The sequence below is a fragment of the Maridesulfovibrio zosterae DSM 11974 genome (genome assembly GCF_000425265.1).
In the GTDB taxonomy this organism is placed as follows: Bacteria; Desulfobacterota; Desulfovibrionia; order Desulfovibrionales; family Desulfovibrionaceae; genus Maridesulfovibrio; species Maridesulfovibrio zosterae.
Map to the genome: position 1 here is coordinate 455,404 of NZ_AUDC01000010.1, position 24,517 is coordinate 479,920.

Sequence of the window (24,517 nt, forward strand, 5' to 3'; positions counted from 1 at the left end):
GAGCTCGAAACTAAGCAAAAGAGGTATTAACTGTTTTGGATAAAATTGCGGTATTTGCCGGGAGTTATTCCGAACTGCTTACGAAACTGACGAGTAAAATGACTTTGATCATAAAAACCGCATCTTGATGCGATATCTGCAAGGCGGTCAGAACCGCTGAGCATAGCTTTAGCCCTATTGACTCTGACTTGACTAAGATAGGCATGCGGAGTGATACCGATTTCTTTCTCAAAAACACGGATAAAATGAAAATGGCTGAGGTTACCAAGTGACGAAATTTCTTCAAGGCTCATATCCAAGCTAAAACTGTCCTCCATAAAATCACGGGCAAGTTTTACCGCTCTATGCTCATTACCAATATCAGGCCATGACTCTGTTTCATCTGCATGACGTGAAATCCAGTCTATGAGCAGACTAAGCAGAAGAGATTCTTTTTCAAGAGACGAGGCATGATCCGCATTAATAGTACGATGCACATAAGCAATATCTTGAGCAAGTAAACTATCATCCAGTACCCCATCCCGAAAATTTGGTTGCACTGGCTTAGTTGTAATCTCAGCGGTTAAATTAAAAAGAATTTCAGGAGAAAGATAAAACATACGATATGACCATCCTTCATCTGAAACAGCATGACCATCATGAACTTCACCGGGAACAACCATGTTAATCATACCCTGCGGTGCAACGAGATCAGATCCGCGATACCTGAATTCTATGGCCCCTTTTTCAATAATGCCGACAGCATAATCTTCATGCATATGTTTAGAAAATCTCTGGGTAACATAGCGTGCATGCAGCATTTCTATCACACCATTCATAAACGAAACTTTCCTATAGGATACAGCCTCGTTGCAACTGCTATCATCTGACTTATAAACCGCCATCAAATCAGTCTCCAGCATCTTTAAAAAATCAGAAAAACTTAAAATCCGGAAAATCAATTAATGATTTTCCGGATTTTAAGAAAATACTGAACTTATATCCCAAAAGCATACACCGTATTTATTCTACTGGTTGGCATGCGCTTCTTTAATTCTGGCGGTAAGGTATACTTTGGAGTCGGCATCATCAGCATCAAAGCAATGCCCATCTTCTCCAAGCAGGCCACCAGGAACAAGATCCCCAAGCTCGTCAGGATCGGTAATACAGTCACCGAAAAAACAAACTGAAAGCCAGCGCTCAGTTGGGTCGTCATCAATGACATCGACCATTACATAAAGAGGCCATTTAGACTGGGATGTTTTAACACCACGCATAGAGTAAGTAACGCCGGGCCGAGCATGAAATTCTATTTTAGTATCACTTAGTGATTCCAGAAGATTTTTGAATTCAATGAAAAGATCTTTAACCCCTGCAGTATCAATATCCCACTCGGAAATAAATTTTTCAAGTTCCATTATAAAACTCCTTGTTATTATTTTTACTTCCTAGGCCGGGCAAAAAATAAAATCCCCCACAGCCTACAAATTTAACTGATATCTTAATGGATATGGCATGTTTCTGTCACTAAATTGAAATATTCATACTCCTATGATCAAATATGGGCAATGGGGATTTGACATTAACCTTCGATCCAATGTAGGAGACTGTATTCGTAACGGTAATCAACAAATTATGGATGCAGTTAATGAAATCAGCGCAAGATATTTTTACTGAGTATCTGTCTAAACAGAGACTGAAAATGACTCCTCAAAGAAAAACTATTATTGAAGTTTTTCTTGCTGAGGAAAGTCATATTTCTTCTGAAGAACTGTACAATCTGATCCGAACCGAAGATTCCTCCATCGGGCAGGCAACTGTTTACCGTACCCTGAAACTTCTTGCCGAATCCGGCATTGCCAAAGCTGTAGATTTCAATGACGGTGTTATCCGCTATGAGCATAAGTATGGCCATGAGCATCATGACCATCTTGTTTGCGAGCATTGCGGCAAAACCATCGAAGCTGTCGATCCTGAGATTGAACATTTACAGGAAAAACTCGCAAAAAAGCATGGTTTCGTGCTTACTCATCATGAAATGTATCTCTTCGGCGTCTGCAAGGAGTGCCAGGAAAAAAGCGAATAATACGCAGATATTTCCTTACACACACTTAAAAGCGCCGCCTGAATACAGACGGCGCTTTTTTTGTCTCTAGGAAATCAATATATAGGCAAGTGGCTGGAACAAACTCCAATAGACGAACTTTAAAATGCGGCCAGCAAAATGCGGCCACCCTAAAACAGAGGATTGTATGATCAAGCCTGATTTTAAAAAAATGAACGGTCTAATACCGGCTATCGCACAGGATGCCGAAACAGGCGAAGTCCTGATGATGGCATACATGAATGAAGAAGCGTGGAACAAAACGCTTGAAACAGGCGATGCCCATTACTGGAGCAGGAGCCGCAACACCCTCTGGCACAAGGGCGGCACATCAGGTCATGTACAGAAAATTAAGTCCATCAAAATCGACTGCGATGATGACACACTTGTTCTTCTTATAGACCAGATCGGTGGAGCTGCATGTCATAAAGGCTATAGAAGTTGTTTTTTTCGTGAACTTAAGGACGGCGAAGTAATTGAATGCTCGCCAATGGTTTTTGACCCTAAGGAGGTATATAAATAATGTCTGATACACTCAAAATCGGTCTTCCAAAAGGCTCCCTGCAAGATTCAACAATCAAACTTTTCGCTAAATCCGGCTGGAAAATAAATCTGCACCACAGAAACTATTTTCCTGATGTCAACGACGAAGAACTTAACATCTCCATGTGCCGTGCACAGGAAATGGCAAAGTACGTTGAAGACGGTATTTTAGATGCCGGAATGACAGGAAAAGACTGGATTCTTGAAAACAACTCTGATGTAGTTGAAGTTTCAAACCTGGTATACTCCAAGGTAAGTAACCGTCCTGCACGCTGGATTCTGGCTGTTGCCGGAGATTCTCCCTACATGAAACCTGAAGACCTCGCCGGCAAAAAAGTTGCTACCGAACTTCTAGGAGTTACCAAAAGATACTTTGAAGAAAAAGGTATCGATGTTGAAGTTTTCTACTCCTGGGGTGCAACTGAAGCAAAGGTCGTTGAAGGTCTTTGCGACGCAATTGTTGAAGTTACCGAAACAGGTACAACCATTAAAGCCCACGGCCTGCGCATCATTGATGAGGTAATGCAGACCAACACCATACTGCTTGCCAACAAAGAAGCGTGGGAAAATCCATGGAAGCGCAAAAAGATTGAGAATATCAATCTTCTTCTGCAAGGTGCGCTCAAAGCTGAAAAAATGGTCGGCTTGAAAATGAATATGCCCAAAAATGCCCTGGAAAAAGCAATGAACATGCTGCCCAGCCTTAACTCACCTACCGTATCAGATCTATCTGATGTCAACTGGGTTTCCGTTGAAATCATGGTTGAAGAAATTGCGGTTCGTGAGCTCATCCCGCAATTAATGGATTTGGGAGTAGAAGGCATCATAGAATATCCGCTTAATAAAGTTATTTAAATATTCATTATGGGCAGCATACAGCGGCCCTGTGAAGTACGGAGAGGGGAACATCTTAAAAGGTTTCCCTCTCCGTAAATTTCAATAAGATTCGCCCATGCTCTATCATCATAAATGCCTACCCCTGTTTTCTCTCCAACACACCATTTTGCTTTTTATTAAAGAAAGATTTAATGAAACTAATCTTTAGCAAATAATTAAAAAACGCATCAGAATACTGCCCCTGCCAGTCGCAGCGGCTAACACATGGTACCCATGTTCAAACTACTACTGTTCATAGCAATACTGTTTCTAATCTTCGGATACCGTAAGAGACAAAAGGTCAAAGGAGGAGTCAATATCAACACTCTTCTACTGGCAGTTCTCGTAGTGCTTTTCATCATTTCAATGCTCACCCGCTTCCAAAACTAGCCCAAATATAAATTATTATCGTAAATATATTATGATATATAAATCAATATCAAATCAAATCGTCTCTTATCGATTTAATTTGATAGCAAGTAAGATTTACGGTCAAAAAGAACGCACCACAAAAACAGTGAATACTATTTTAAGCATTTCAACTGACAAATATATATTTCATCGACAATGAATTCTGTAAGCCATAGCCAGATATAAAGAATCATCCAACAATTCAAAATTAAAAAATATTTTGCTGGCCAGGATAAAGCGGCAATATTGTAAAATTTGCAATGTATATCAATACGGATTTTAGTGCTGCTGTTCGCGGTAAAAAGCACCTTGAAACAGCACATTTATCGATAACTATAAATAAGATAATATATTTATTTTAAATAAAAAATAACATTCTTTATATTAAATATTTTAAATAAAAATTATGTTTAAAATTCTGATTGATTTATCATGCCGGAGGTGGGTAACATACATATCTAACATATAGTGACTCCACTCACTATTATATGAACTCTGGTTTAATGACCTCTGTTTTAAGATCGGTTGCTGCTGTAATTACCGCAGCAACCGATTGATCTTTTCATCCTGAATCTCATTTATTCAGGATAAACTAAATTTTCATTAGTCATGTTATCCAGAATCTGATCATAATATTTTCCAGCTTCCCTTTTTGCTGTGGATAAATCCATCAAAGTATGATTACCGCACTCTACAGCACTTGCCCCGGGGATATCTCCTTCAAACTCAGCTGCGAATTCAAAGAATTCTTTTATTAATTCAACAACATCTTTTGATTCGAAATCACCGGCCAGCAACAAATAGAATCCAGTCAGACATCCCATAGGACCGAAATAGATTATTTTATCACCGAATTTTTTGTGATTACGAAGAAAAGTAGCCCCTATATGCTCGAGCGTATGAGCAGCGGCGCAATCAAGAGCTGGCTCGTTATCAGGTTCCTTCATACGCAAGTCAAAAGTAGTGATGGTTTCAGCATGAATTCTATCCTTACGCGAAACATATACTCCACGTAGCAATCTTGTATGATCAATTTTAAAACTTTCAATCTTATTCATTCATAACTCCTTAATAAGTATATTTAGTAAAAGGCTACCAAGAAGATTGGTATAGAATAAAAAACTCAATTACATATTATCAAGCATTGAAAGAACAATGCCTACGGAATTAGCAGCGGCTCTTTCCAGACATTTTTCGTATACAGCAGAACTTCCTTCTTCACGTACTTTATCAGAAATAGAACGTATTAAAATGAAAGGTATATTGAACAGAAACCCTGTCTGGGCAATTGCAGCACCTTCCATTTCAACAGCCATTACGTCAGGAAATTTATCAATAATATGGCTAACCTGCTGTTCGGTATGTACAAAGGAGTCACCGGATAAAATGGCCCCTTGATGGATTTTAATACTGCCGTTAATCCATGCTTTTTCTGCAAGACCAAGCAGCATTTTATCTGCTTCATAAGAGGCTGGCATATGCGGTATCTGACCAAGTTCATAATCAAAAGCAGTTGCATCGGCATCGTAATGGCGGACCTCTGACGAAATTACTATATCGCCTATGCGGATCTCTTCAGGAAAGCCTCCTGCCACACCGGTGTTAATCAGATAGTCCGGCTTAAATTTATCCAAAAGCAGGGTAGTCCCTACAGCAGCATTAACTTTTCCAATTCCGCATAAAAACAAAGCAACCTCTACACCGTTAATAAACCCTGTATAGTAGGTAAACTGTCCAAAATGAGTATCTTCACGCTGCTCAAGCCTATCCACAAGAAGGGCAAGCTCTTCTTTCATAGCCGCAATTATTCCTATCTTCACTTTCTTAATCCTCAGTTCCGGTTTTGACGGAATATCCGTCGAAGTTGTTGCTTTATTATTAATGAATTTGTAGTTAGTAAAATTAATAGTTATACTGTTTTTGATTAGTAAAACTTACTAAAAAGAGAGTTACTCATTGATGTTACCGGATTTAAACAGACTTAAGATATTTTATCATATTTTTAATGAAAAAAGCAGCACTGAAGCAGCAAAGCTTCTGCACATAACTCAGTCCGGGGTTAGTCAGCATTTAAAAAAATTAGAAGAAGAACTGCAAACTGCATTATTTACGAGAGTTAATCGCAGACTGATTCCTACAGCAGCTGGAACAAAGCTGTATGAAGTTGTTAAAACGTTTATGCTTGATCTCGAACATGGTGTGCGACAGCTCAATGAGACATCTGAAAGACCGTCAGGAAAGTTACGTATCGGCACACCTTACGAATTCGGAAAAAAATATATCCCCAAAATATTCGCATCATTCCATAGAATGTACCCGGCTGCTTCGCTGCAACTGGAACTTGGAGATCCCAAAATACTTTTTTCCATGGTTTCTGAAGGCCAGCTGGATTTTGCATACATAGATATTTTACCGATCATGATGGATACCCCCGGAGGGATTTCCGCTTATACAATAGAACCGGTCGCCACAGAAGAATTCGTTCTGGCCTGTTCCCGTAATTTTTATCAGCAACGCGTAGGTAGAGCCAGCTACAAGCCCCTGACGAACCTTGAGTACATAGGGTATAAAACAGACACAGCTCTCTTTAAAAGCTGGTTTAAATTACACTTTGAAACAGAGCCTTCCTCTCTAAACCTAGCTTTCACCGCTGACAGTGCTGAAGCAATCATTGCTGCAATCGAAGAAGGAATAGGCCTTGGAATTACGGTCAGCCATCTTATGCATCAAAAGATAGCATCAGGAACAATTGTAGCTATACGCCCGACACCAAAAAAACTGCAAAACACAATCGCGTGTGTACAGTTTAAAAACAAAGAAATAACAATTACTGAGAAAGTTTTTCAAGAGCATCTAAGAAACGAATTGAATAAAAACTATGCCATGCTTGATCTGACATAACTTCCTAAAATAATTTTAAATAAAATCAAAAAATTATAAGCCGAATTGATTTAAAAATTGTCTTTCAGACTAAAACTTAAAAGGTCCGCTGAAAAAACATTTCTCAGCGGACCTTAGTGATTCTACAAAAACAATCTTAAATTATTTACCGTTCATAGACTCCAGCACTTTATAGAGAGCTTGAGTTCCTAGCTCTTCATAACCAAGAGCCATTGCAGCAATATAAAACTGATTGACCAGCGCCAGACCGGGAAGAGACAACTTCATACGCTTGGCTTCATCAAGAGCAATACCCATATCTTTCACAAAATGTTTTATAAAAAAACCGGGATTAAAATCGCCATCAGCAATACGGCGTCCAAGATTATTTATAGACCATGATCCAGCTGCCCCGGAGCCTATGACATCGATAACTTCATTTAGGTCCATTCCAGCCTTATATGAATAAAGAAGCGACTCCACTACACCTATCATTGTTCCGGCAATAAGAATCTGGTTACACATTTTCGTATGCTGTCCGGCTCCGGATTTACCCATCAGACGGATGTTACTGCCCATTATTTCAAAAAGATCTTTTACTTCATCAAAAACGCTCTGTTCACCACCAACCATGATTGCCAGAGTTGCGTTACGGGCACCGAGATCACCACCTGAAACCGGAGCATCAAGAGCCATGACCCCTTTGGCTGAAGCTTCACTTGATATACGCTCAGCAAGAGCCGGCTCCGAAGTAGTCATGTCTACAATAATCTTACCGGATTTCGCATTGGCAAGAACTCCATCCTCGCCAAGTATTGTCTGCTCGACATCACTTGGGTAACCGACAATTGTAAAAATAATATCTGCATTTTTAGCAACTTCTGCAGGAGAATCACACCAAACGGCTCCTTCCGCTATAAGGTGCCCGGCTTTAGATTTAGTACGATTGTATACAAATGCTTCATTGCCTGCTTTAAGCAGATGCATACACATAGACCCGCCCATAACACCTGTTCCGATCCAACCTATTCTTCTGCCCATTATAAAACCCTCATACGAAGTTTAAAACTTTAGTAACAAAGTTAACATCTTATATCATAACAATATTTACCCAGTAAACACCCTGCCATGACTTCCAACAATAACCTATTGATATAGCGCGTAAAAAGTTGCTCCAACCATCAGTACAACCATAGAAATGTTTACAGAATAAAGTACGGCTTTTGAACTGAGCATTTTCATAAAGGTTTCACCTGCAACACACCACAGACTTTGAAAGAAAGCTGCACAACAGGTAAATGTTGCAGCAAATATGACCACTTCAAAAAACCTTGGAGCTGATGGGTCTACAAATTGGCTGAATGCAGAGATAGCCATTGCATAACATTTAGGATTCAGCGGATGGACCAATAGCCCCTCTGTAAATTTAAATGCTGGTTTTTCAGTTGGAGACAACTCATGCATCCGCAATATTTTCACAGCAAGATATAAAATATATATGACACCAGCTATCCTAAATATTCCAGCCAAAACAGGGGATGATTCAAATAATTCACCAAGCCCCATAAAGACCAGTATATCTGTCAGCATGCCTCCAGTCACAGCTCCGGCTAAAAATGGAATAGACCTTTTAAAACCAACAGATTGCCCCAATGCCATAGATGCTAAATTTGCCGGCCCCGGCGTACCAACCATAACAATTGCAAAAATAAAAAAAGGCCAAAAATTATCCTGCATTAGAACTCCCCTCCCTATAACCTCTCAAGGCTAATTAAATTGTATGCAAAAATATTTACAATTGTATTCATATTCTTGACATTGTATGTAGTCAATGTGATTATTGTATGCATGACAAAATGGAAGCCAGAACTGACCAATGAGAATGTCCCCAAGTATAAAAGTCTAGCTGACGCAATTGAACGTGACATTTTTTCCGGCAAACTCAGGCCCGGTGATAAACTGCCCACACACCGAGACCTTGCTGATGATCTGAAGATCAACGTGAGCACGATAACCAGAGGGTATGCTGAAGCGGAGAAACGAGGACTGATATCCGGTACGGTTGGACGCGGGACATACGTGGCTTCTGACGCGGCAACATACTCTTCGATGGTCTCGTTTGAACCATATGCACCGGGCATGATAGAGCTTGGTCTGGCCAACACTCTTTATGATCTTGATCCAGATATTAATGAAGGGATGAAAAAGCTCTTCAGACGCAAAAACATAAATAATTTTTTACGCTACACAGATCCTAATGGCCTGCCTGAACACAGAGAAGTCGGGGTAGAATGGATCAAACGATACGGATTAAATGTATCTCCTGATGAAGTATTGGTCTGTTCTGGAAGCCAGCACGCACTTACATGCAGCCTCATCTCTCTTTTCCGGCCGGGGGATAAAATTGCTACTGACTGTTTAACCTATCCCGGTATGAAAACTCTGTCGGCAATGTTTGGAATCAAGCTAGTCCCCATCGCTATGGATGAGCATGGAATGATTCCTGAAGCTTTAGATACCGCTTGCCGGAGAGACAGAATAAGCGGTGTATACCTTATCCCCAGCGCCCAAAATCCCACAACTGTGTGCATGCCGATAGCAAGACGTGAAAAAATAGCCATGGTCGTCCGTAATCATAACCTGATCATAATCGAAGATGACGCATATAATTTGACCGTAGAAAATTCTACGCCGCCTGTTGCTGCATTTGCCAAAGAAAATAGTGTACACATTGCCGGAATTTCAAAAATGTTTGTAGCAGGACTGCGTGTGGCATTTATATCGGCGGCAAAAGATAAATGCGAAAAACTGGCTCATGGCATTTTAAATACTGTCTGGATGACTCCGTCATTAAACGCAGAACTAGTCTGCCAATGGATTAAAGACGGCACAGCAGATAAAACAATTAAACTAAAACGGAGAGCGGCCCATAAAAGATACAACGGGGTTAGAGATTTGTTAGAAGATCTTGATGTAAAAGGCAGCTCAACAAGTTTTTTTCTGTGGCTGAGACTCCCAGAGCAGTGGAAAGGATATATGCTTGAAAGTAGGGCTCGCAAAGCCGGTATCAATATTTTCTGCGCAGAAAAATTTGCTGTGGGAGATACAGCTGTGCCGTCCATGGCAAGATTATCTCTGAGCGGAACTAAAAATATAGATGAATTACGATATGGACTTGATCTCCTGCGTAAGATCATACTTAATTAACTGTGAATTAAATAAGCTTCTTTTTTAATATCTTAAAACACAATCTTGCCAAATGAAGGCTAAGCAAGATACTTTATTTTATGGGACACATAATTGGAAAAGACATTTATCGCAAACTAGGTGAAAAAATAGATAACACCACTGTACGTATGCCATGGTCAAAATCACTGTATGAGATGCTTAAAGCCCTCTACACTGAGGCTGAAGCTGATTTAATTGTACGTATGCCATATCGCCCTTCGCCCATCGAGCGTATTTCCAAACTTACGAACATGCCGCCCCGAACTTTAAAGCCCATGCTTGAATCCATGTGTTTTAAAGGACTGATCTGTGACCTGTGGGAGAAAGATCACTACGAATATATGATCAGTCCTTTCATTATTGGTTTTTTTGAATTCAGCATGATGCGTACTCAAGGTGAACTTGATTCCAAAAAGTGGGCTGAACTTTTTCATAATTATATGTTCGGTGATAAAGATTTTTTAAAAGCCAACTTCGGTGACGGACAACAGATATCAGTCATGCGCGCACTTCCCCATGAAGAAACTATCCGCGATGTGGATCATGTTGAAATTCTGGACTATGAAAAAGCATCCGCATTGGTTGAAAACCAGGATTTATTTGCCGTAGGTCTATGCTCATGCAGACATGAAAAAATGCATCAGGGTAAACAAGGTTGCGATGTAACTCTTGAAACATGCACCTCCATGGGTGATGCTGCAAAATTTTTGATCCGTAATAAATTCGCCAGAGAAATATCACGCTCTGAAATGAATGATATTATGGCCCGGTCTAAAGAAATGGGGTTCACCATTACCACTGATAATGTCAAAGAAAATGCCGGTTTTTTATGCCATTGCTGTGGCTGCTGCTGTAATCTTATGAATGGTATCAAATACTCCGGTTATCCGGGCATACTGGTCTCTTCCTCATTTATTGCAGAAATAAATTTTGATGACTGCAATGGCTGTGGCCTATGCGCAAAAGCCTGCCCCATTGATGCCATTTCAATTCATAAAAAGGATAAAAAAGACCCATCTGAAAAGACCGTTCGGTATGCTGTTATTGATAAAGAGATTTGCCTTGGCTGCGGAGTCTGCGCACTTAAATGCAAAACAAGCGCTCTTATAATGGATAAACGCAAACAGCGTGTAATACATCCAGAAGACAGCTTTGAGCGGGTTATTTTACAATCTCTAGAGCGTGGAACCTTACAAAACCTGATTTTTGATAATCCTAACAGCCGCAGCGAAAATTTTATGCGATCACTTCTTGGCGGTTTTTTAAAACTATCCCCTGTAAAAAAGGGACTGATGAGCGATGCACTGCGATCTCGTTTTTTAAATATCCTCAAGTCCGGAACTTCAAAATAGATACACAAGAATTTTTTATGTCTTTTTTGGCATAGATTGCTTTATACTTCATGACGGCCTTGCTATGCTCACATACATAACAGCAAATTGTTATTTATGATGATCTTATCTTAATAGTATTTATCTTATACAATCTTGATTGAGAGGTATTTTTATCTGTATAACTGGACAAAAAAATATTTAGATATTTCTAACAACCAGCATAGTTATTTTACAGATATAATATATGGATAAACAATGAAGGATATACACAGACTTTTGAAGCAACAACTGAAACGTCACCTGAATAAAGATTTTAACAATCTAGAGGGACCGCTTTTAAATTTTGTTAAATCTATTAATGACACTTATATCAATGCTGAAGAATCCAGGTTAACACTTGAAACATCACTTGGACTTAATTCTGAAGAATCAAACAAGATAAAATTAAATCTCACTGGATTACTTGGTAATCTTGAAAAGAAAGTTGTAGAGAGAACTGCAGAGCTTGAATTTTCAAAAGAAGCTCTTAAACGCAGTGAACAAAGACTGAGACTTTTATATGAAGCTGCTCCCGTCGGAATTTTTCAATCATACCCAAATGGCCGCTATCTTTACACCAACAAACGCCTCGCAAAAATGTATGGATATGAAAGTCCTGCTGACTTAATTAAAAATATAAAATCAATACCTCACGAGATATATACTGACCCGCAAGAAAGAGAGTGGGTCCATGCACAGCTTCGTGAAGAAGGACGTCTGGTTGGTTATGAAACCCGCAGAAAAAGGAAAGACGGTTCTATTTTCTGGGCTTCATTGAGCGTACAGGCACAACTTAGTTCATCGTCAAATAAAATCACCCACTATGATGGCGTAGTAATAGATATCTCCACACGTAAAGAAGCAGAAAAAAAACTGCATCTTGCTAAAAAAGCAGCTGAAGATGCCAATCAGGCAAAATCAATGTTCCTTGCGAATATGAGTCATGAGATACGCACACCTTTGAATGGTATCATAGGTCTGGCAGAAATTATGCTTAATACATCTCTTGATGACCAGCAGCAAAAGTTCATGAGACAACTTAAACACTCATCTTATTCACTTCTCAGTGTGCTGAATGATATTCTCGACTTTTCAAAGATAGAGGCTAAAAAACTAGCCATTGATAAAGCACCGGTTCATATCCGTGAACTGATTTCTGAATGCTCACGTCTGGCAAATGTTCAGGCCCAGCAAAAGGGCCTGACGTTACTTTTTAAAATAAATTCATCAGTACCAGAAATAGTTGAAGGTGATAGTGACAGGTTACGGCAGGTTATTCTAAATCTCACATCCAATGCCATCAAGTTTACTGAATCTGGAGAAATTTTAATTGAAGCAAGGTTTGAAAATAATCAAAACGAATTTGGTACACTTAAATGCAGCGTTAAAGATACCGGACCTGGCATTCCAGAAGATAAACGAGAATCTGTTTTCCATGCTTTTGAACAACTTGATGGGTCACTGACCCGTTCTCGCGGTGGAACAGGGCTTGGCTTATCTATCAGCTACCAACTCATTTCGCTTATGGGAGGTAATCTCGAATGTGACAGTGAGCTAGGTAAAGGAAGCACATTTTATTTCTCTGTTCCTGCACGAATAATAAAAGAAAATTACGACTTGGCCCTTGCTATAGAAAGTATGAATCTCTCGGGCATGAGAATGCTTGTGGCAGATTCAAATAACGCCAGCAGATCAATTATACATGAAATTCTTGAAGGATGGGGTGTAAAAGTATCCGAAGCGGGAAATGCACAATTTGCTTACGCAAGAATTGAACTGTCAAAAGAAATAAAAAAGCCTTATCAAGTCATTATCTGTGACATAGAAACGCTCGCCATGAACGATTTTAATCCAGAGATCGTAAAAGATAAATTGGGAGACAGCGCTCTTGTTTTGATGGTTGATGAAGTTAATAAACAAATGGTTCCCTCAAATAAACTGGCATACGTATATAAGCCAGTAAGCCCTTCTGATTTGTATACAGCTATTATGCAGGCACTATCTGATGATAGTGTGATTCAGGAAAGAGCAGAAAATAAAAAAACTATTTTCAAATCACTAAGTCCGAAAAGAATTCTTCTAGTGGAAGATACTCCATTAAATCAGCATGTGGCCAAGCATATGATAGAAACATGGGGACACCAACTAGTTATTGCTGAAAACGGACAAGAAGGATTTGAAGCTTTTATTTCAGATAATTTTGATATTGTACTTATGGACATACAAATGCCTGTCATGGACGGCCTTGAAGCGACAAGACATATCCGTTCATATGAAGAAAAACAGGGATTACCGCATATCCCAATTCTGGCAATGACTGCTCATGCATTAAAAGGAGATGCCGAAAACTGTCTCCAGGCAGGCATGGATGACTACATTTCTAAACCTATCAATTGGAAGTTTCTTTTTTCTAGAATTGAGCAATATGACTCTACGCTTGTTTCTGAAAAATTTTGTATTCTAAAAAATAAAGAGCATGAACCTTTTTCTCATATGGAATCTTTTAATCAAGACCAGAATAAGACAAACTTTGTTCCAACCATTGATAATCTCATGCCTAAATTTAATGATGACATAAATTTTCTATCTGATATGATTAAACTTCTCATAGAAGAAATTCCAAAGAGAATAGATAAAATAGAAAAAGGGATAATTAGCAAAGATAAATCTAAAATTGAAATCAATACCCACTCCCTAAAAAGCATGCTTGGTAATTTTGGAAAGAATGAAGCCTATTTCACAACAATTAAAATTGAAAAAGCAGCTAAAAAAGGTGATCTTGAAACAATAAAAGAACTGCACAATCTCCTTAAACAAAACGTATCAAAATTGATAGATCAACTTAATAACCTTACAATATAAAACATATTTTTATTATCAAAATTGCTCTCATATATGATTCCATCAAAAGTTTATACATTCACCAAGTATAAAACTATGAATCAGCTAAGCTAATAATTTTCGTAATTTTAATATCTATACAGCAATATTCGTAAAATAATAAACATATCATAAAAAAATGTCGAATTCGAAAAAAATGTTCATAATCGAACATGGCTTAGCGTGATTTTTTAGTAAAATGTTTGAAAGTGGTCATTTTTTGCATGCATTATTTTTTTTTCTCTGTTAGATTCCAATTAACATGTTAAGATGTTATGGCTAGACATTCAGGACTCCTTTCAGGTGATGGGTCCCTTCAGTAATCATAAAACAAGGCAGGTATGAGAAATGGGTGCAACCAGACTCTACAAGGCGATTTTTGAAATTACCAGAGCTGTCAACTCCAGCCTGGAGCCGGAAAAAGTTCTTCACAATATTGCAGAAAAAGTAGCAACTGTGATGGAATTGAAAGGGTGTTTCATCAGGCTGCTTGACCGCAAAGGCGAAACGCTGCTGGCTGATGCTTCTTACGGACTCAGTGAACGTTATGAACAGAAAGGTCCAGTTGAGGTTTCAAAAAGTCGTCTGGATCAGGAAGTTCTTGAAGGTAAAATTGTAAATATCTCTGATGTTCGCAGTGATGACCGTTTCCAGTACCCCGAAGAAGCTGCAAAAGAAGGTCTCGTTTCTCTAGTAGTTCTTCCTCTTACCGCACGCGGTAAAAAAGTCATCGGTGTACTTCGTGTATACTCCAGCGAGCTTCGCGAATTTTCCGAAGAAGAACTCGACTTTTTGAAATGTGTAGCAGACCTTTCCGGTCTTGCCCTTGAAAACGCTCGTATGTTTCATGCTCTTAAACGTGCAAGTGAACTTGCTAACGATTACATCTACCGGGTTGACGATTAACCCGCTCCTTTTGTGAGGATATATAAATGAGTAAAGTAAAAGTCGGTATTAATGGTTTTGGTCGTATTGGACGTCAGGTCCTCAAAACTATCTGGGAAAGACATCGTGATACTGTTGATATCGTAGCTATCAATGATCTTTTCGATATTGAAACAAATGCAGCCCTCTGCGCAAGAGATACCAACTACGGAAAATTTCCTCCTGAAATCAGGGTTGAAGGAAACACCATGCATGTTGGATCTGATTTCACTATCAAAAACTTCGCAGAACGTGACCCCAAACGTATCCCCTGGGGTGAATGCGGTGTTGATATTGTTATCGAGTGTACCGGTATTTTCCGTACTGGACCAACAGCATCTCAGCACCTTGAAGGTGGAGCTAAAAAAGTTATCATCTCTGCTCCGGCGAAAGAAGAAGATATTACTGTTGTAATGGGTGTAAACCACACTGATTACGATCCTAAAAAACACAACATTGTTTCTAACGCTTCTTGTACAACCAACTGCCTCGCACCGGTTGTTAAGGTTATGCATGAAAAATTCGGTATTGCAAAAGGTGTGATGACCACAGTTCACTCCTATACCAATGACCAGCGCATTCTTGACCAGCCTCATAAAGACCTGCGCCGTGCCCGTGCAGCTGCGTGTAACATGATCCCGACATCCACCGGCGCAGCTAAAGCTGTTGCTCTGGTTATTCCAGAAATGGCCGGACGTTTCGAAGGTTACTCTGTTCGTGTTCCTACACCCACTGTATCTCTTGTAGACTTCGTAGCAGTACTGGAAAAAGACACAACAACCGAAGAACTCAAAGCGGTACTTAAAGCTGCTTCTGAAGGTGAACTCAAAGGAATCCTCGGCTACTCTGAAGATCCTCTTGTTTCTTCAGACTTTATTGCTGATTCCCGTTCCAGTATCGTAGAAGCTGATTTTACTGTTGTACAGAGCGGTAACCTCGCCAAAGTCTACTCCTGGTATGACAACGAATGGGGCTACTCCTGCCGCCTTGCTGATCTTGTTGATTACATGGCTAAGTGCGGTTTCTAAAAGAATAATAAGGTTTGAGAATACAGAACTTTTAGTCAGGTAGTGGATTGGACCCGGCTTTAAAGTAATTCTTAAGATTTAAAAAGCCGATGGAACTTGACAGTAAGTCAGGTTCCATCGGCTTCTTTTATTTATATCTAAATAAAAAAGACTTCGTTATCTAATCTACTTACCTGTTATTTTATATTTTTTAAGTTTATATTGCAGCAGGCTTTTTGAAATTCCCAGCATATCAGCTGCATCAACTTTTATAAAATGACTGTGCACCAACGCGCGACGCACAAGGGTAGCTTCAATTTTATCAAGGGTATCAGCCAGATTAAGCTTTGTAGGAAGAAGATCTACTGCACTTTTAAACTGTGCCTCTTCATCTTTAATTTCAGATGGTAGATCTTCAGTATTAATTACATTTCCTGAGGTAAGCACAACGCACCGTTCAACAACATTCTGAAGCTGACGTACATTACCCGGCCACTCATACGCAGTCATGTAATCCATAGCTGAAGGTGAAAAACCTTCAAAAACCTTACTGTTGTCAGCAGCGTATTTGACAAGAAAATGATCTACAAGAAAAGGAATATCTTCACGGCGCTCACGCAGCGGAGGCATTTCAATACTTACGACGTTTAACCTGTAATATAGGTCCTCCCTGAAATCCCCTTTTTCAACTGCTTCCTTAAGATTCTTATTTGTTGCTGCAACAATGCGGATATCAACCTTGATAGTATCAATCCCACCAACTCGCTCAATAGTTCTTTCCTGTAAAACACGTAATAGTTTTACCTGCATATCATGTGACAGCTCACCAATCTCATCAAGAAAAAGTGTGCCCTGATCAGCAGCCTCAAAACGCCCTCTTTTACGCGCTACAGCTCCTGTAAACGACCCCTTTTCATGTCCGAAAAGTTCGCTTTCAAGAACCCCTGTATTAAATGCCATGCAGTTAACTGAAACAAATGGTTTATCACAGCGAGGTGAAGCCTGATGAATAGCTTGCGCAACTAATTCCTTACCAGTCCCAGATTCACCGGTTACCAGCACTGTAGAACTTCCAGGAGCAGCCTTGCTGATCATATCAAAGACATGCATCATAGGCTTAGAACGGCCGATTATATTGCTTGGGGAATAACGATCTTTAATCTGCTCACGGAGCTGTCTGTTTTCCTGTTGAGCTTTAGCAAACTGTGCTGCCTTGGTAACTGAGAGCAGAAGTTCTTCATTGGCAAACGGTTTAGTAATATAATCAAAAGCTCCAATTTTCATGGCTTCAACAGCTGATTCTATTGATCCGAATGCAGTCATTATAATGACTGGTATATAAGGAAAATTCTTTTTCACATGCTCAAGTACATCCTGTCCTGTAAGCTTAGGCATTTTCATATCTGTTATGACAAGATCAACTTCCGACTCATCAAGATATGCCAGCCCTGTTTCCGGATCAGAAAGAGCCGTAATAGTATAACCCTCATCTGAAAGCATCGCTTCCAAAATAAGGAGGTAGTTTTGTTCATCATCAAGTATAAGAATATTTGCAGCCATATTTGTATCCAGTAATTAACAATCTTTTTTTGCAGGTAAGAAAACTTTAATAAGCGCTCCACCATCGGAGTTATTTCCAATAATGAACTTTCCGTTATGGCTTTCCACAATATTAGTTACAATGGCAAGTCCCAAACCGGTTCCACTGTCTTTTGTAGTAAAGAAAGGATCCTTTACCTTATCAATAACGGACGGAGAGAAGCCTGGACCTGTATCGGAAAAAACTACGTTGATCCCGCCTTTAGTTTCTTCTAAAGATACAGAAATAGATCCATCTTTTTCTATTGCCTGCACTGCATTACCAATTAAATTGTAAAATGCACGGTAAAGCAAATCCTCGTCACCGCATATTTGATATCCATGGATATAATTACGCTCCAGCTCAATATTGCTCTCTTTGCATTTTGATTCCATAAACATAAATATTTTATCAATTAAATCTGCTGGATCAATTGCAACTAACGAAATCTTACGAGGTCTGGCATAATCAAGAAAATCACTTACAGTCCGACTAAGTCTTTTACACTCTTCATGAATAGCAATTAAGATTTTAGAGTTAACTTGGTCGCTGTCATTCATCCGTTTAATAAGCAATTCTGAACTGGAACGAATAATTCCCAGTGGGTTCCTGATTTCATGGGCTACCCCTGATACCATTCGACCGATGCTGGCCAACTTTTCACTCTGGTTAAGTTCTTTTTCAAACTGTTGGCGCTCTTTCATGCGCTGTGCATTAATTATATCTGCACGCCTGATAATTGCCATGATAGTCGCAAACAAAATCAATGCTGAAAAACTGGAAGTAAACAAAATAAGGCGCTCAAAATTAATTACAGACTGATAATCATCAGTAATATCCTGAGTTATAACCATTACCCCCATGATAACATTTTCATCAATATTTAAACTTTTCTCAGAACGCAGGGGGTAAACTATCTGAAGCAGCATTGTTCCGGGGCGCATATGCAAATCAAAAAGCAGTCCCAAAGTAGATTTTTTACTTATAAACTCATATCTTGGTTCACCACTTTTAAAAACTTTTTTTATAAACTCTCCACCCAAATCATCTTTACCAATAGTATCTGCATCAGTTGAATAAGATATAATCAGTCCCGGGTCATATATCCTTACTTCATTAACTTTAAAGCTGTGCACCGTTGAACGCACAACTTGATCAAGACGATCCATCTGTTCTTTATTTTTCAACCCTATCTTACCGTAACCAATAATAGTCGGTAAAATGAAACGTCTATATATCTGATGGTTAAGATTCTCAGCCTGCAATAAAGCAAACTCTTTCTGTTTTTCCAAAAGAGTCTCGTCAGCATGTTTTGCCAGAAAAACAGAAAGCCCCAGACTACTACCTATAATAACTATTAGTAGAGTCCACGAAAGCAGCTTAACAAGCTGAAATGATTTAATCTGTAAATCTTGCTGATCTTGATTCTTTTGATCCAAGTAAAGCCTCCTGCAGGATTGGGCCGAGTTTATGTTTAGTATTTCAAGCCATTTTATAAAAAGCTTAAAATGCATAATATTTTTGAACTGGTTAATGGATATTCGTGCCTTAAAGAAAAGATGTAGTAAAGAGGTATTAAATACAAATTCTGACAAAGATATTTTTGAAGAAGGAGAAAGTTCAGCTGAACTTTCCCCTTCATATAATCATCCAGTATTCTAAAATCCCTGTTCTTCCCGGTTAGTAGCAAGAAAGTCATCAAGACTTTTTTTCTCGCTATCCAGACCTGAAGCTCCCAGTCTTGCTTTTGCAAGTAATTTACCCATTTCGACAGCCGGCTGATCTATAGGATTAATATCCATGAGCCAACCGGTAAAGATTGTTGCTGCCATAAGCAATCCCATAAGCCTTCCTGCTGTTTCTTCAGAATCATCAGTCATCTTCATTTCGACGAGAGGAACACTATTTGCTGAAAGAGCCATCTTGGTTCCTAACCCTTCAGCATGAATTAATTCACCAAAAGTTTTACCTTTCAAATATGAAAATTTATTCGGAATTTCATTAGGAAATGGACAGCCTATAGGCAATGAAGGACAAGTAAGGAACAAGCATGCTTTGTTGCGTGGTCCATCAAGAAACATCTGGTTAACAGAATGCTGGTCCGTTGCTCCGGTTGCAGGAATCGGCTGACTTCCTTTCCCTTCTTTACCGAGACTTTCAGCCCAGAGCTGAGCAAACCACTGCCCGAAGCAAGCCCATTGTGGAACGTAAGAAAAAAAGATCAGCTCATTATATCCACTATCCATAAGAGCCGCACCCCAGCATGCCAATTTGAATGAAGGATGATTACTGAGAGAATCTGCATTGAGATCTGCTGATGCAAGAGGTGAAAGCACTGCTGAAGCACCTTCAACAAGCAAGCGATAATCAATGCCTAGAAACATTGCAGGTAATAGGCCTACGGCCGAAAGTATGGAATAACGGCCCCCCAGATTATCGGGAACCTCAAGGGTACGTATAGAAAGTTCATCAGCCTGTTCACGCAAAAATCCATTTTTCTTATCAGTTATGAAAAATGTATTTTTGTTCCAACTGTCTCCAAGAACTTCCTTCATTTTCTCACGAACTATTAAATACTGACTGATAGTCTCAATTGTCCCGCCGGATTTAGAGATAACTACAACCAAAGTTTTTTCTAATGGAAGTTTTTCAAGGTAGGAGTCTAGAGTTTTAGAACAAACATTGTCCCCTATCCAAAGCCAGGGACCTTCGTGGCAGGGTTGATCCTGTTGCGGGAAAAAAGCTTTCTGCAATGCCCGGGCACCAAGAGCTGACCCTCCAATACCAAGTAAAAGCATGTGATCGAATTGTTTGACGTAACCTTCCAGACCATCCAGTTCATGAAGCAGTTCTGCCATATAAGGCATGGAGCAGAAAGGGAGCTTACCGTCAGAAACTTCTCCGCAAAATCTTGCGGCAAGACTTCCCGCGGAATCTGATTTTGCTTCTGAATCAATTTTTTCAAACCAACTGTCAGTCCAATCAAGAATATTAGCAGCCATATTCGATCTCCATATATTTATGGTTTTTACATCCCCGCCGGAAAAGAAAATATTTCCGGCAGGGGATATAATTTTTTATCTTATCAAATATGACTATCTTTACGTAATTTTTATTTGTTCATCAACATATTCCCGATTTTTCCAAGTGACGTTTTAAGGACTTCGTCGTCAACGGCATAAGAAAAACGGATACAACGGTCATCTCCGAAGGCAGATCCTGGAACGAGAGCAATTCCAACTTCTTCAAGAATTTTAGTACACATTGATGCTGAATCAGGTGTTTCTTCGGTGTAGAAGTTTTCAAGTACCGGGAAAAGATAAAATGCTCCATCCGGTTTTGGGCAGACAACACCGGGCCATGAAGTAATAATTTCATGAGCAATATCTCTACGTCTGTGGAAAACATCACGCATTTCATCAATAAAATCCCATGAACCATCAAAAGCGGCAATAGCGGCTTTCTGAGCCATGGTATTTACGTTTGATGTCGACTGTCCCTGAATTTTAACCATTGCTTTTACCAGATCAGGATGGGCAAGAGCAGTACCTACACGCCATCCGGTCATACAGAAGCTTTTAGATAAAGCACCTACAATAGCTACGTCTTCAGGATTTTTCTCCCAAAAAGTAGAAAGTGTTGAATACTCTGCCGGAGCGTAAACAAGACGGTCATAAACTTCATCTGAAACAATAAATATTCCCTTACTCTTAGCCCAGTTGGCAATTTCATCAAGATGTGCCTGAGGGTAGTGCCCACCAGTAGGGTTTGACGGAGTATTAATAACAAGGAGCTTTGTTCTTTCAGTACAACATGCTTCAAGATCCTTGATTTGAGCAAGAAATCCTGATTCAGCAGTAGTTGGGACAATAACAGGAACGCCATCTGCCAACTCTACCATTGCAGGATAACTTACCCAGTAAGGAGCAGGGATCAGGACTTCATCACCCTGATCAATAAGAGCCATAAAAAGGTTATACAATGACTGCTTGCCACCGTTACTGATAATTGTATTATCAGCGGTAGCTTTAACTCCGTAAAATCTACCATAATAATCAGCTACGGCCCTACGTAGTTCTGGGAGACCCGGAACAGCTGTATACCGATGAAAACCATCGTCAACAGCCTTTTTCATGGCTTCACATACATGCTGAGGAGTTGGAAAATCAGGTTCACCAACCGCTAAGCTGACAATTTCCTTTCCCTGTGCACGCAACTCCTGAGCTTTGGCGTTCACAGCCAGTGTTGCGGACGGTTTAGCTCTCATAAGTCTTTTAGAAATTTTCATATCTCTTTCCTGCTGCTTGAGTTATATGTTACTCCCTAGGCCATCGACACCACATAAGCATACACAAGTACAAGGTATTTCAATGAGTTATAACTGAATTATGAAGTGATACATAGGATACATGCAAATTCAGGTTTGATAGATTGTTCATAATAAACAGATTTCCATGCGCACTGAAAACCAGAAATAAAACATACTTAAGTGTATGATAAATATTTGATTTTTTAATTGCTGCAAAGAAAAAGACTGTTTTGAAACGATCTATTAGTATTCCGGTATATGCTTTAATTAGGAACCTAAATGAAAACACGGCGAACGTAAATCTTTCTATGGTAGGTATCTCACTTTCCACTGCATTTTTTATATCATTACCTTAAGTATAATTAAAAAATTACTTAAATAAAAAACTGGGCTGATAAACTTTTTTGCAAATGAACCGCTCCCCTGCTACAACCTCAAACGAGGAGATTAATTACATGTACAGATTTCTTATTTTATCAACTCTTCTATTCAGTCTTATCGGTTGCTCAACTGTTATGATAGACGGAGATGTTACATCGGATCAGGGAACTGATCTTGGACCGGTTCATATGGAAACTTTTAAAAATCGCGGGTTGAAAAAATATTCCATCAGAGCTGAATTTCCTGACGAAACTGTTTTTAAAGGCGAAATAAATTTCGGTGAGAAGACAACTACTCTGTTTACTGACAATGGAGTCAGCATGAAGTGCGACTTTGAAATGAATACCCCTGAAGGGTATTTTGAAAATGGCGGAACAGGTGTCTGCACCACATCTGATGGTCAAAAACTCAAAGTAAAATTCTAGACTAGAATAGGTATTTAATGATCCGGCTAAACCGCCTGTCATATAATTTCGGCTCAAACTGGGCGTTAAAAGACATATCTCTGCATATCAGCAAAGGTGAATTTATCTTTCTAACCGGTCATTCAGGAGCAGGAAAGACAACACTTATGCGTCTTTTATACGGGGCATTACCCGTTCAGAGAGGACAAGCTACTGTCGCTGGATATGATCTTCACAGCATTAAAAAAAAGAACATTCCTATGCTCCGCCGCGAACTGGGAGTTGTTTTTCAGGATTTTAAAATTCTGCCGAACCGTTCAGTTTATGAAAATGTATCACTTGCCCTGACTGTACGCAGCATGCCGAAATCAATTATAGATAAAAGAGTCCGGGCCATTATTCGTGCCCTTGGACTTGAAAATAAAAGTTATACCGTATGTAAACGCCTTTCAGGCGGTGAACAGCAGCGCGTAGCCATTGCCAGAGCCATGGTTGTTAACCCAAAACTTATTCTTGCTGACGAACCAACCGGAAACCTTGATTTTGAGCTGTCAATGCATCTTATGGACGTATTTAAACAGTTCAATACCCATGGAACAACAATTATAATGGCTACCCACAGCAGAGAAATACTGCGCTGTGTTCCTGATGCAAAAGTTGTCCACCTTGAAGATGGACAACTTTGTGAACCTCCCGAATATATACTTTCGGAGCTGTGTCGATGTTAGCGCTTTTTTTCAGGCTCATAGGAAGAGGCATACGTGATATGGGCCTGCATCCGTGGGCTAACTTTTTCACCCTGATTGCTGTAACCATGGTCTCATTGCTGGCAGGGCTGTTCATGCTTACATTACATAATGTAAATCAGGAACTCCTCAAATCCAAAGGACAGGTAGAAATACAAATTTTCTGGAAAGCAGGTTCTCCACTTGAGGAAATTAAAAAGCAATGGGCTGATCTTGAAACAACGAAAGGTCTAGTAGATATTCGTAAATTTACCCCTGAATCAGCTTTAAAACATCTTTCAGCAGCACTCAGCGATTCTAATAATTTAGCATGGCTGAGTCAAAATAATAACCCGCTTCCGCCAACAGCTTTACTCTCATTTTCTGTTGAGCAAGGAGTTAAAAATGATAGATGGGCTGCAAATTTATTACATAAGCTAAAAGAACTTCCCTTTGTGGATAAGGTTCATTATAATCCTTTACAAATTGATCTGGCACGTGGTTGGATTAACCTCACCCAATCAATAGTCTGGCCCATAATAGGTTTTCTCGGCCTAGTAGTGGCTCTCGTCGTCGGCAATACCATGCGCCTATCCTTAATGACCCGGCACGATGAAATAGAGATTCTTTACCTTGTGGGTGCTAAGCAATGGTTTATCAGACTTCCCCTTCTTACAGGAGGAGCAATTTTAGGGCTGTTCGGAAGTTCGATAGCTCTAGGTTCACTATATGCTGCGCAACTTATTTTCACAGATATTCTGAATTTTCCACCGCTCTTTATGAAGCTGACTTTTCTGCCTCCGGAACAATGCGCCATACTTATCGGAGCTGTTACGTTGATTGGAATGTTCAGCAGCTTTGTTGCTGTAAAAAAATAGTTTTATTCAAAACAAATTTATATAATTTAACTCAAC

The 24,517-nt window shown here is 39.5% G+C and carries 22 protein-coding genes; 12 read left to right on the forward strand and 10 right to left on the reverse strand.

Features of this window, described 5'->3' with window-relative positions:
• Positions 1 to 26: 26 nt before the first annotated feature.
• Both H589_RS0102785 and H589_RS0102790 read right to left on the reverse strand, forming a co-directional pair.
• Entirely contained in the window at positions 27 to 884 is an 858-nt protein-coding gene (locus H589_RS0102785; RefSeq protein WP_027720622.1) for an AraC family transcriptional regulator, read from the reverse strand.
• Positions 885 to 1,007: 123 nt separating this feature from the next.
• Complete coding sequence (locus H589_RS0102790) at positions 1,008 to 1,397, reverse strand: hypothetical protein (protein WP_027720623.1); 390 nt, start codon at positions 1,395 to 1,397, stop codon at positions 1,008 to 1,010.
• A 230-nt stretch (positions 1,398 to 1,627) separates the two neighbouring features.
• Between H589_RS0102790 and H589_RS0102795 the strand changes: the two genes are divergently transcribed.
• From H589_RS0102795 to hisG, 3 genes are all read left to right on the forward strand, one after another.
• Positions 1,628 to 2,065 (forward strand): Fur family transcriptional regulator, encoded by a 438-nt coding sequence (locus H589_RS0102795; protein ID WP_027720624.1) that lies wholly within the window; start codon positions 1,628 to 1,630, stop codon positions 2,063 to 2,065.
• A 166-nt stretch (positions 2,066 to 2,231) separates the two neighbouring features.
• Positions 2,232 to 2,606 carry a phosphoribosyl-AMP cyclohydrolase gene (gene hisI / locus H589_RS0102800; protein ID WP_027720625.1) on the forward strand — a complete coding sequence of 125 codons (375 nt, stop codon included), beginning with the start codon at positions 2,232 to 2,234 and terminating at the stop codon, positions 2,604 to 2,606.
• Positions 2,606 to 3,481, forward strand: coding sequence for an ATP phosphoribosyltransferase (hisG, locus tag H589_RS0102805; protein ID WP_027720626.1), 876 nt, complete (start codon positions 2,606 to 2,608; stop codon positions 3,479 to 3,481). The genes hisI and hisG overlap by 1 nt, the downstream gene beginning before the upstream one ends.
• Positions 3,482 to 4,491: 1,010 nt before the next feature.
• Here hisG and H589_RS0102815 read toward each other — a convergent pair.
• Together H589_RS0102815 and H589_RS0102820 are read right to left on the reverse strand one after the other, a co-directional pair.
• A complete protein-coding gene (locus H589_RS0102815; RefSeq protein WP_027720627.1) occupies positions 4,492 to 4,971 on the reverse strand; it encodes an S-ribosylhomocysteine lyase in 480 nt (159 codons plus the stop codon).
• Positions 4,972 to 5,040: 69 nt separating this feature from the next.
• Positions 5,041 to 5,733, reverse strand: a complete 693-nt coding sequence (locus H589_RS0102820) for a 5'-methylthioadenosine/adenosylhomocysteine nucleosidase (protein ID WP_027720628.1) — start codon at positions 5,731 to 5,733, stop codon at positions 5,041 to 5,043.
• 139 nt (positions 5,734 to 5,872) lie between these two features.
• Between H589_RS0102820 and H589_RS0102825 the strand changes: the two genes are divergently transcribed.
• A complete protein-coding gene (locus H589_RS0102825; protein WP_027720629.1) occupies positions 5,873 to 6,814 on the forward strand; it encodes a LysR family transcriptional regulator in 942 nt (313 codons plus the stop codon).
• A gap of 141 nt (positions 6,815 to 6,955) precedes the next feature.
• On the opposite strand, the gene H589_RS0102830 is transcribed toward H589_RS0102825, so the two are convergent.
• Together H589_RS0102830 and H589_RS0102835 are read right to left on the reverse strand one after the other, a co-directional pair.
• Positions 6,956 to 7,834, reverse strand: a complete 879-nt coding sequence (locus H589_RS0102830) for an NAD(P)-dependent oxidoreductase (protein ID WP_027720630.1) — start codon at positions 7,832 to 7,834, stop codon at positions 6,956 to 6,958.
• A 105-nt stretch (positions 7,835 to 7,939) separates the two neighbouring features.
• Positions 7,940 to 8,530, reverse strand: coding sequence for a LysE family translocator (locus H589_RS0102835; protein ID WP_027720631.1), 591 nt, complete (start codon positions 8,528 to 8,530; stop codon positions 7,940 to 7,942).
• Between the two features lie 111 nt (positions 8,531 to 8,641).
• On the opposite strand from H589_RS0102835, the gene H589_RS0102840 reads away from it, so the two are divergent.
• The 5 genes from H589_RS0102840 (at position 8,642) to gap (ending at position 16,226) form a co-directional block, all read left to right on the forward strand.
• Entirely contained in the window at positions 8,642 to 10,000 is a 1,359-nt protein-coding gene (locus tag H589_RS0102840; protein WP_027720632.1) for an aminotransferase-like domain-containing protein, read from the forward strand.
• An 80-nt stretch (positions 10,001 to 10,080) separates the two neighbouring features.
• Positions 10,081 to 11,373 carry a 4Fe-4S binding protein gene (locus H589_RS0102845; protein ID WP_027720633.1) on the forward strand — a complete coding sequence of 431 codons (1,293 nt, stop codon included), beginning with the start codon at positions 10,081 to 10,083 and terminating at the stop codon, positions 11,371 to 11,373.
• 237 nt (positions 11,374 to 11,610) lie between these two features.
• Entirely contained in the window at positions 11,611 to 14,256 is a 2,646-nt protein-coding gene (locus H589_RS0102850; protein ID WP_027720634.1) for a response regulator, read from the forward strand.
• Positions 14,257 to 14,622: 366 nt separating this feature from the next.
• Positions 14,623 to 15,180, forward strand: coding sequence for a GAF domain-containing protein (locus H589_RS0102855; RefSeq protein WP_027720635.1), 558 nt, complete (start codon positions 14,623 to 14,625; stop codon positions 15,178 to 15,180).
• A 26-nt stretch (positions 15,181 to 15,206) separates the two neighbouring features.
• Complete coding sequence (gene gap, locus H589_RS0102860; protein ID WP_027720636.1) at positions 15,207 to 16,226, forward strand: type I glyceraldehyde-3-phosphate dehydrogenase; 1,020 nt, start codon at positions 15,207 to 15,209, stop codon at positions 16,224 to 16,226.
• 165 nt (positions 16,227 to 16,391) lie between these two features.
• Here gap and H589_RS0102865 read toward each other — a convergent pair whose 3' ends face one another.
• The 4 genes from H589_RS0102865 to H589_RS0102885 form a co-directional block, all read right to left on the reverse strand.
• Positions 16,392 to 17,765 carry a sigma-54-dependent transcriptional regulator gene (locus tag H589_RS0102865; RefSeq protein ID WP_027720637.1) on the reverse strand — a complete coding sequence of 458 codons (1,374 nt, stop codon included), beginning with the start codon at positions 17,763 to 17,765 and terminating at the stop codon, positions 16,392 to 16,394.
• 15 nt (positions 17,766 to 17,780) lie between these two features.
• Complete coding sequence (locus tag H589_RS0102870; RefSeq protein WP_051249596.1) at positions 17,781 to 19,223, reverse strand: sensor histidine kinase; 1,443 nt, start codon at positions 19,221 to 19,223, stop codon at positions 17,781 to 17,783.
• A 219-nt stretch (positions 19,224 to 19,442) separates the two neighbouring features.
• The gene (locus H589_RS0102880; protein ID WP_027720640.1) at positions 19,443 to 20,786 is read right to left on the reverse strand and encodes a hypothetical protein; all 1,344 of its coding nucleotides are present in this window, start codon (positions 20,784 to 20,786) and stop codon (positions 19,443 to 19,445) included.
• A gap of 110 nt (positions 20,787 to 20,896) precedes the next feature.
• Positions 20,897 to 22,072, reverse strand: a complete 1,176-nt coding sequence (locus tag H589_RS0102885) for a pyridoxal phosphate-dependent aminotransferase (protein WP_027720641.1) — start codon at positions 22,070 to 22,072, stop codon at positions 20,897 to 20,899.
• Between the two features lie 476 nt (positions 22,073 to 22,548).
• On the opposite strand from H589_RS0102885, the gene H589_RS0102890 reads away from it, so the two are divergent.
• From H589_RS0102890 to H589_RS0102900, 3 genes are read left to right on the forward strand one after another with little or no spacing between them, the layout of a single operon-like run.
• On the forward strand, positions 22,549 to 22,899 hold the full coding sequence (locus H589_RS0102890; RefSeq protein ID WP_035074708.1) for a hypothetical protein: 351 nt from the start codon (positions 22,549 to 22,551) through the stop codon (positions 22,897 to 22,899).
• A gap of 17 nt (positions 22,900 to 22,916) precedes the next feature.
• Positions 22,917 to 23,606, forward strand: a complete 690-nt coding sequence (ftsE, locus tag H589_RS19010; protein WP_035074711.1) for a cell division ATP-binding protein FtsE — start codon at positions 22,917 to 22,919, stop codon at positions 23,604 to 23,606.
• On the forward strand, positions 23,600 to 24,481 hold the full coding sequence (locus H589_RS0102900; protein WP_027720643.1) for a cell division protein FtsX: 882 nt from the start codon (positions 23,600 to 23,602) through the stop codon (positions 24,479 to 24,481). Before ftsE ends, H589_RS0102900 begins: the two co-directional genes overlap by 7 nt.
• Positions 24,482 to 24,517: the final 36 nt, after the last annotated feature.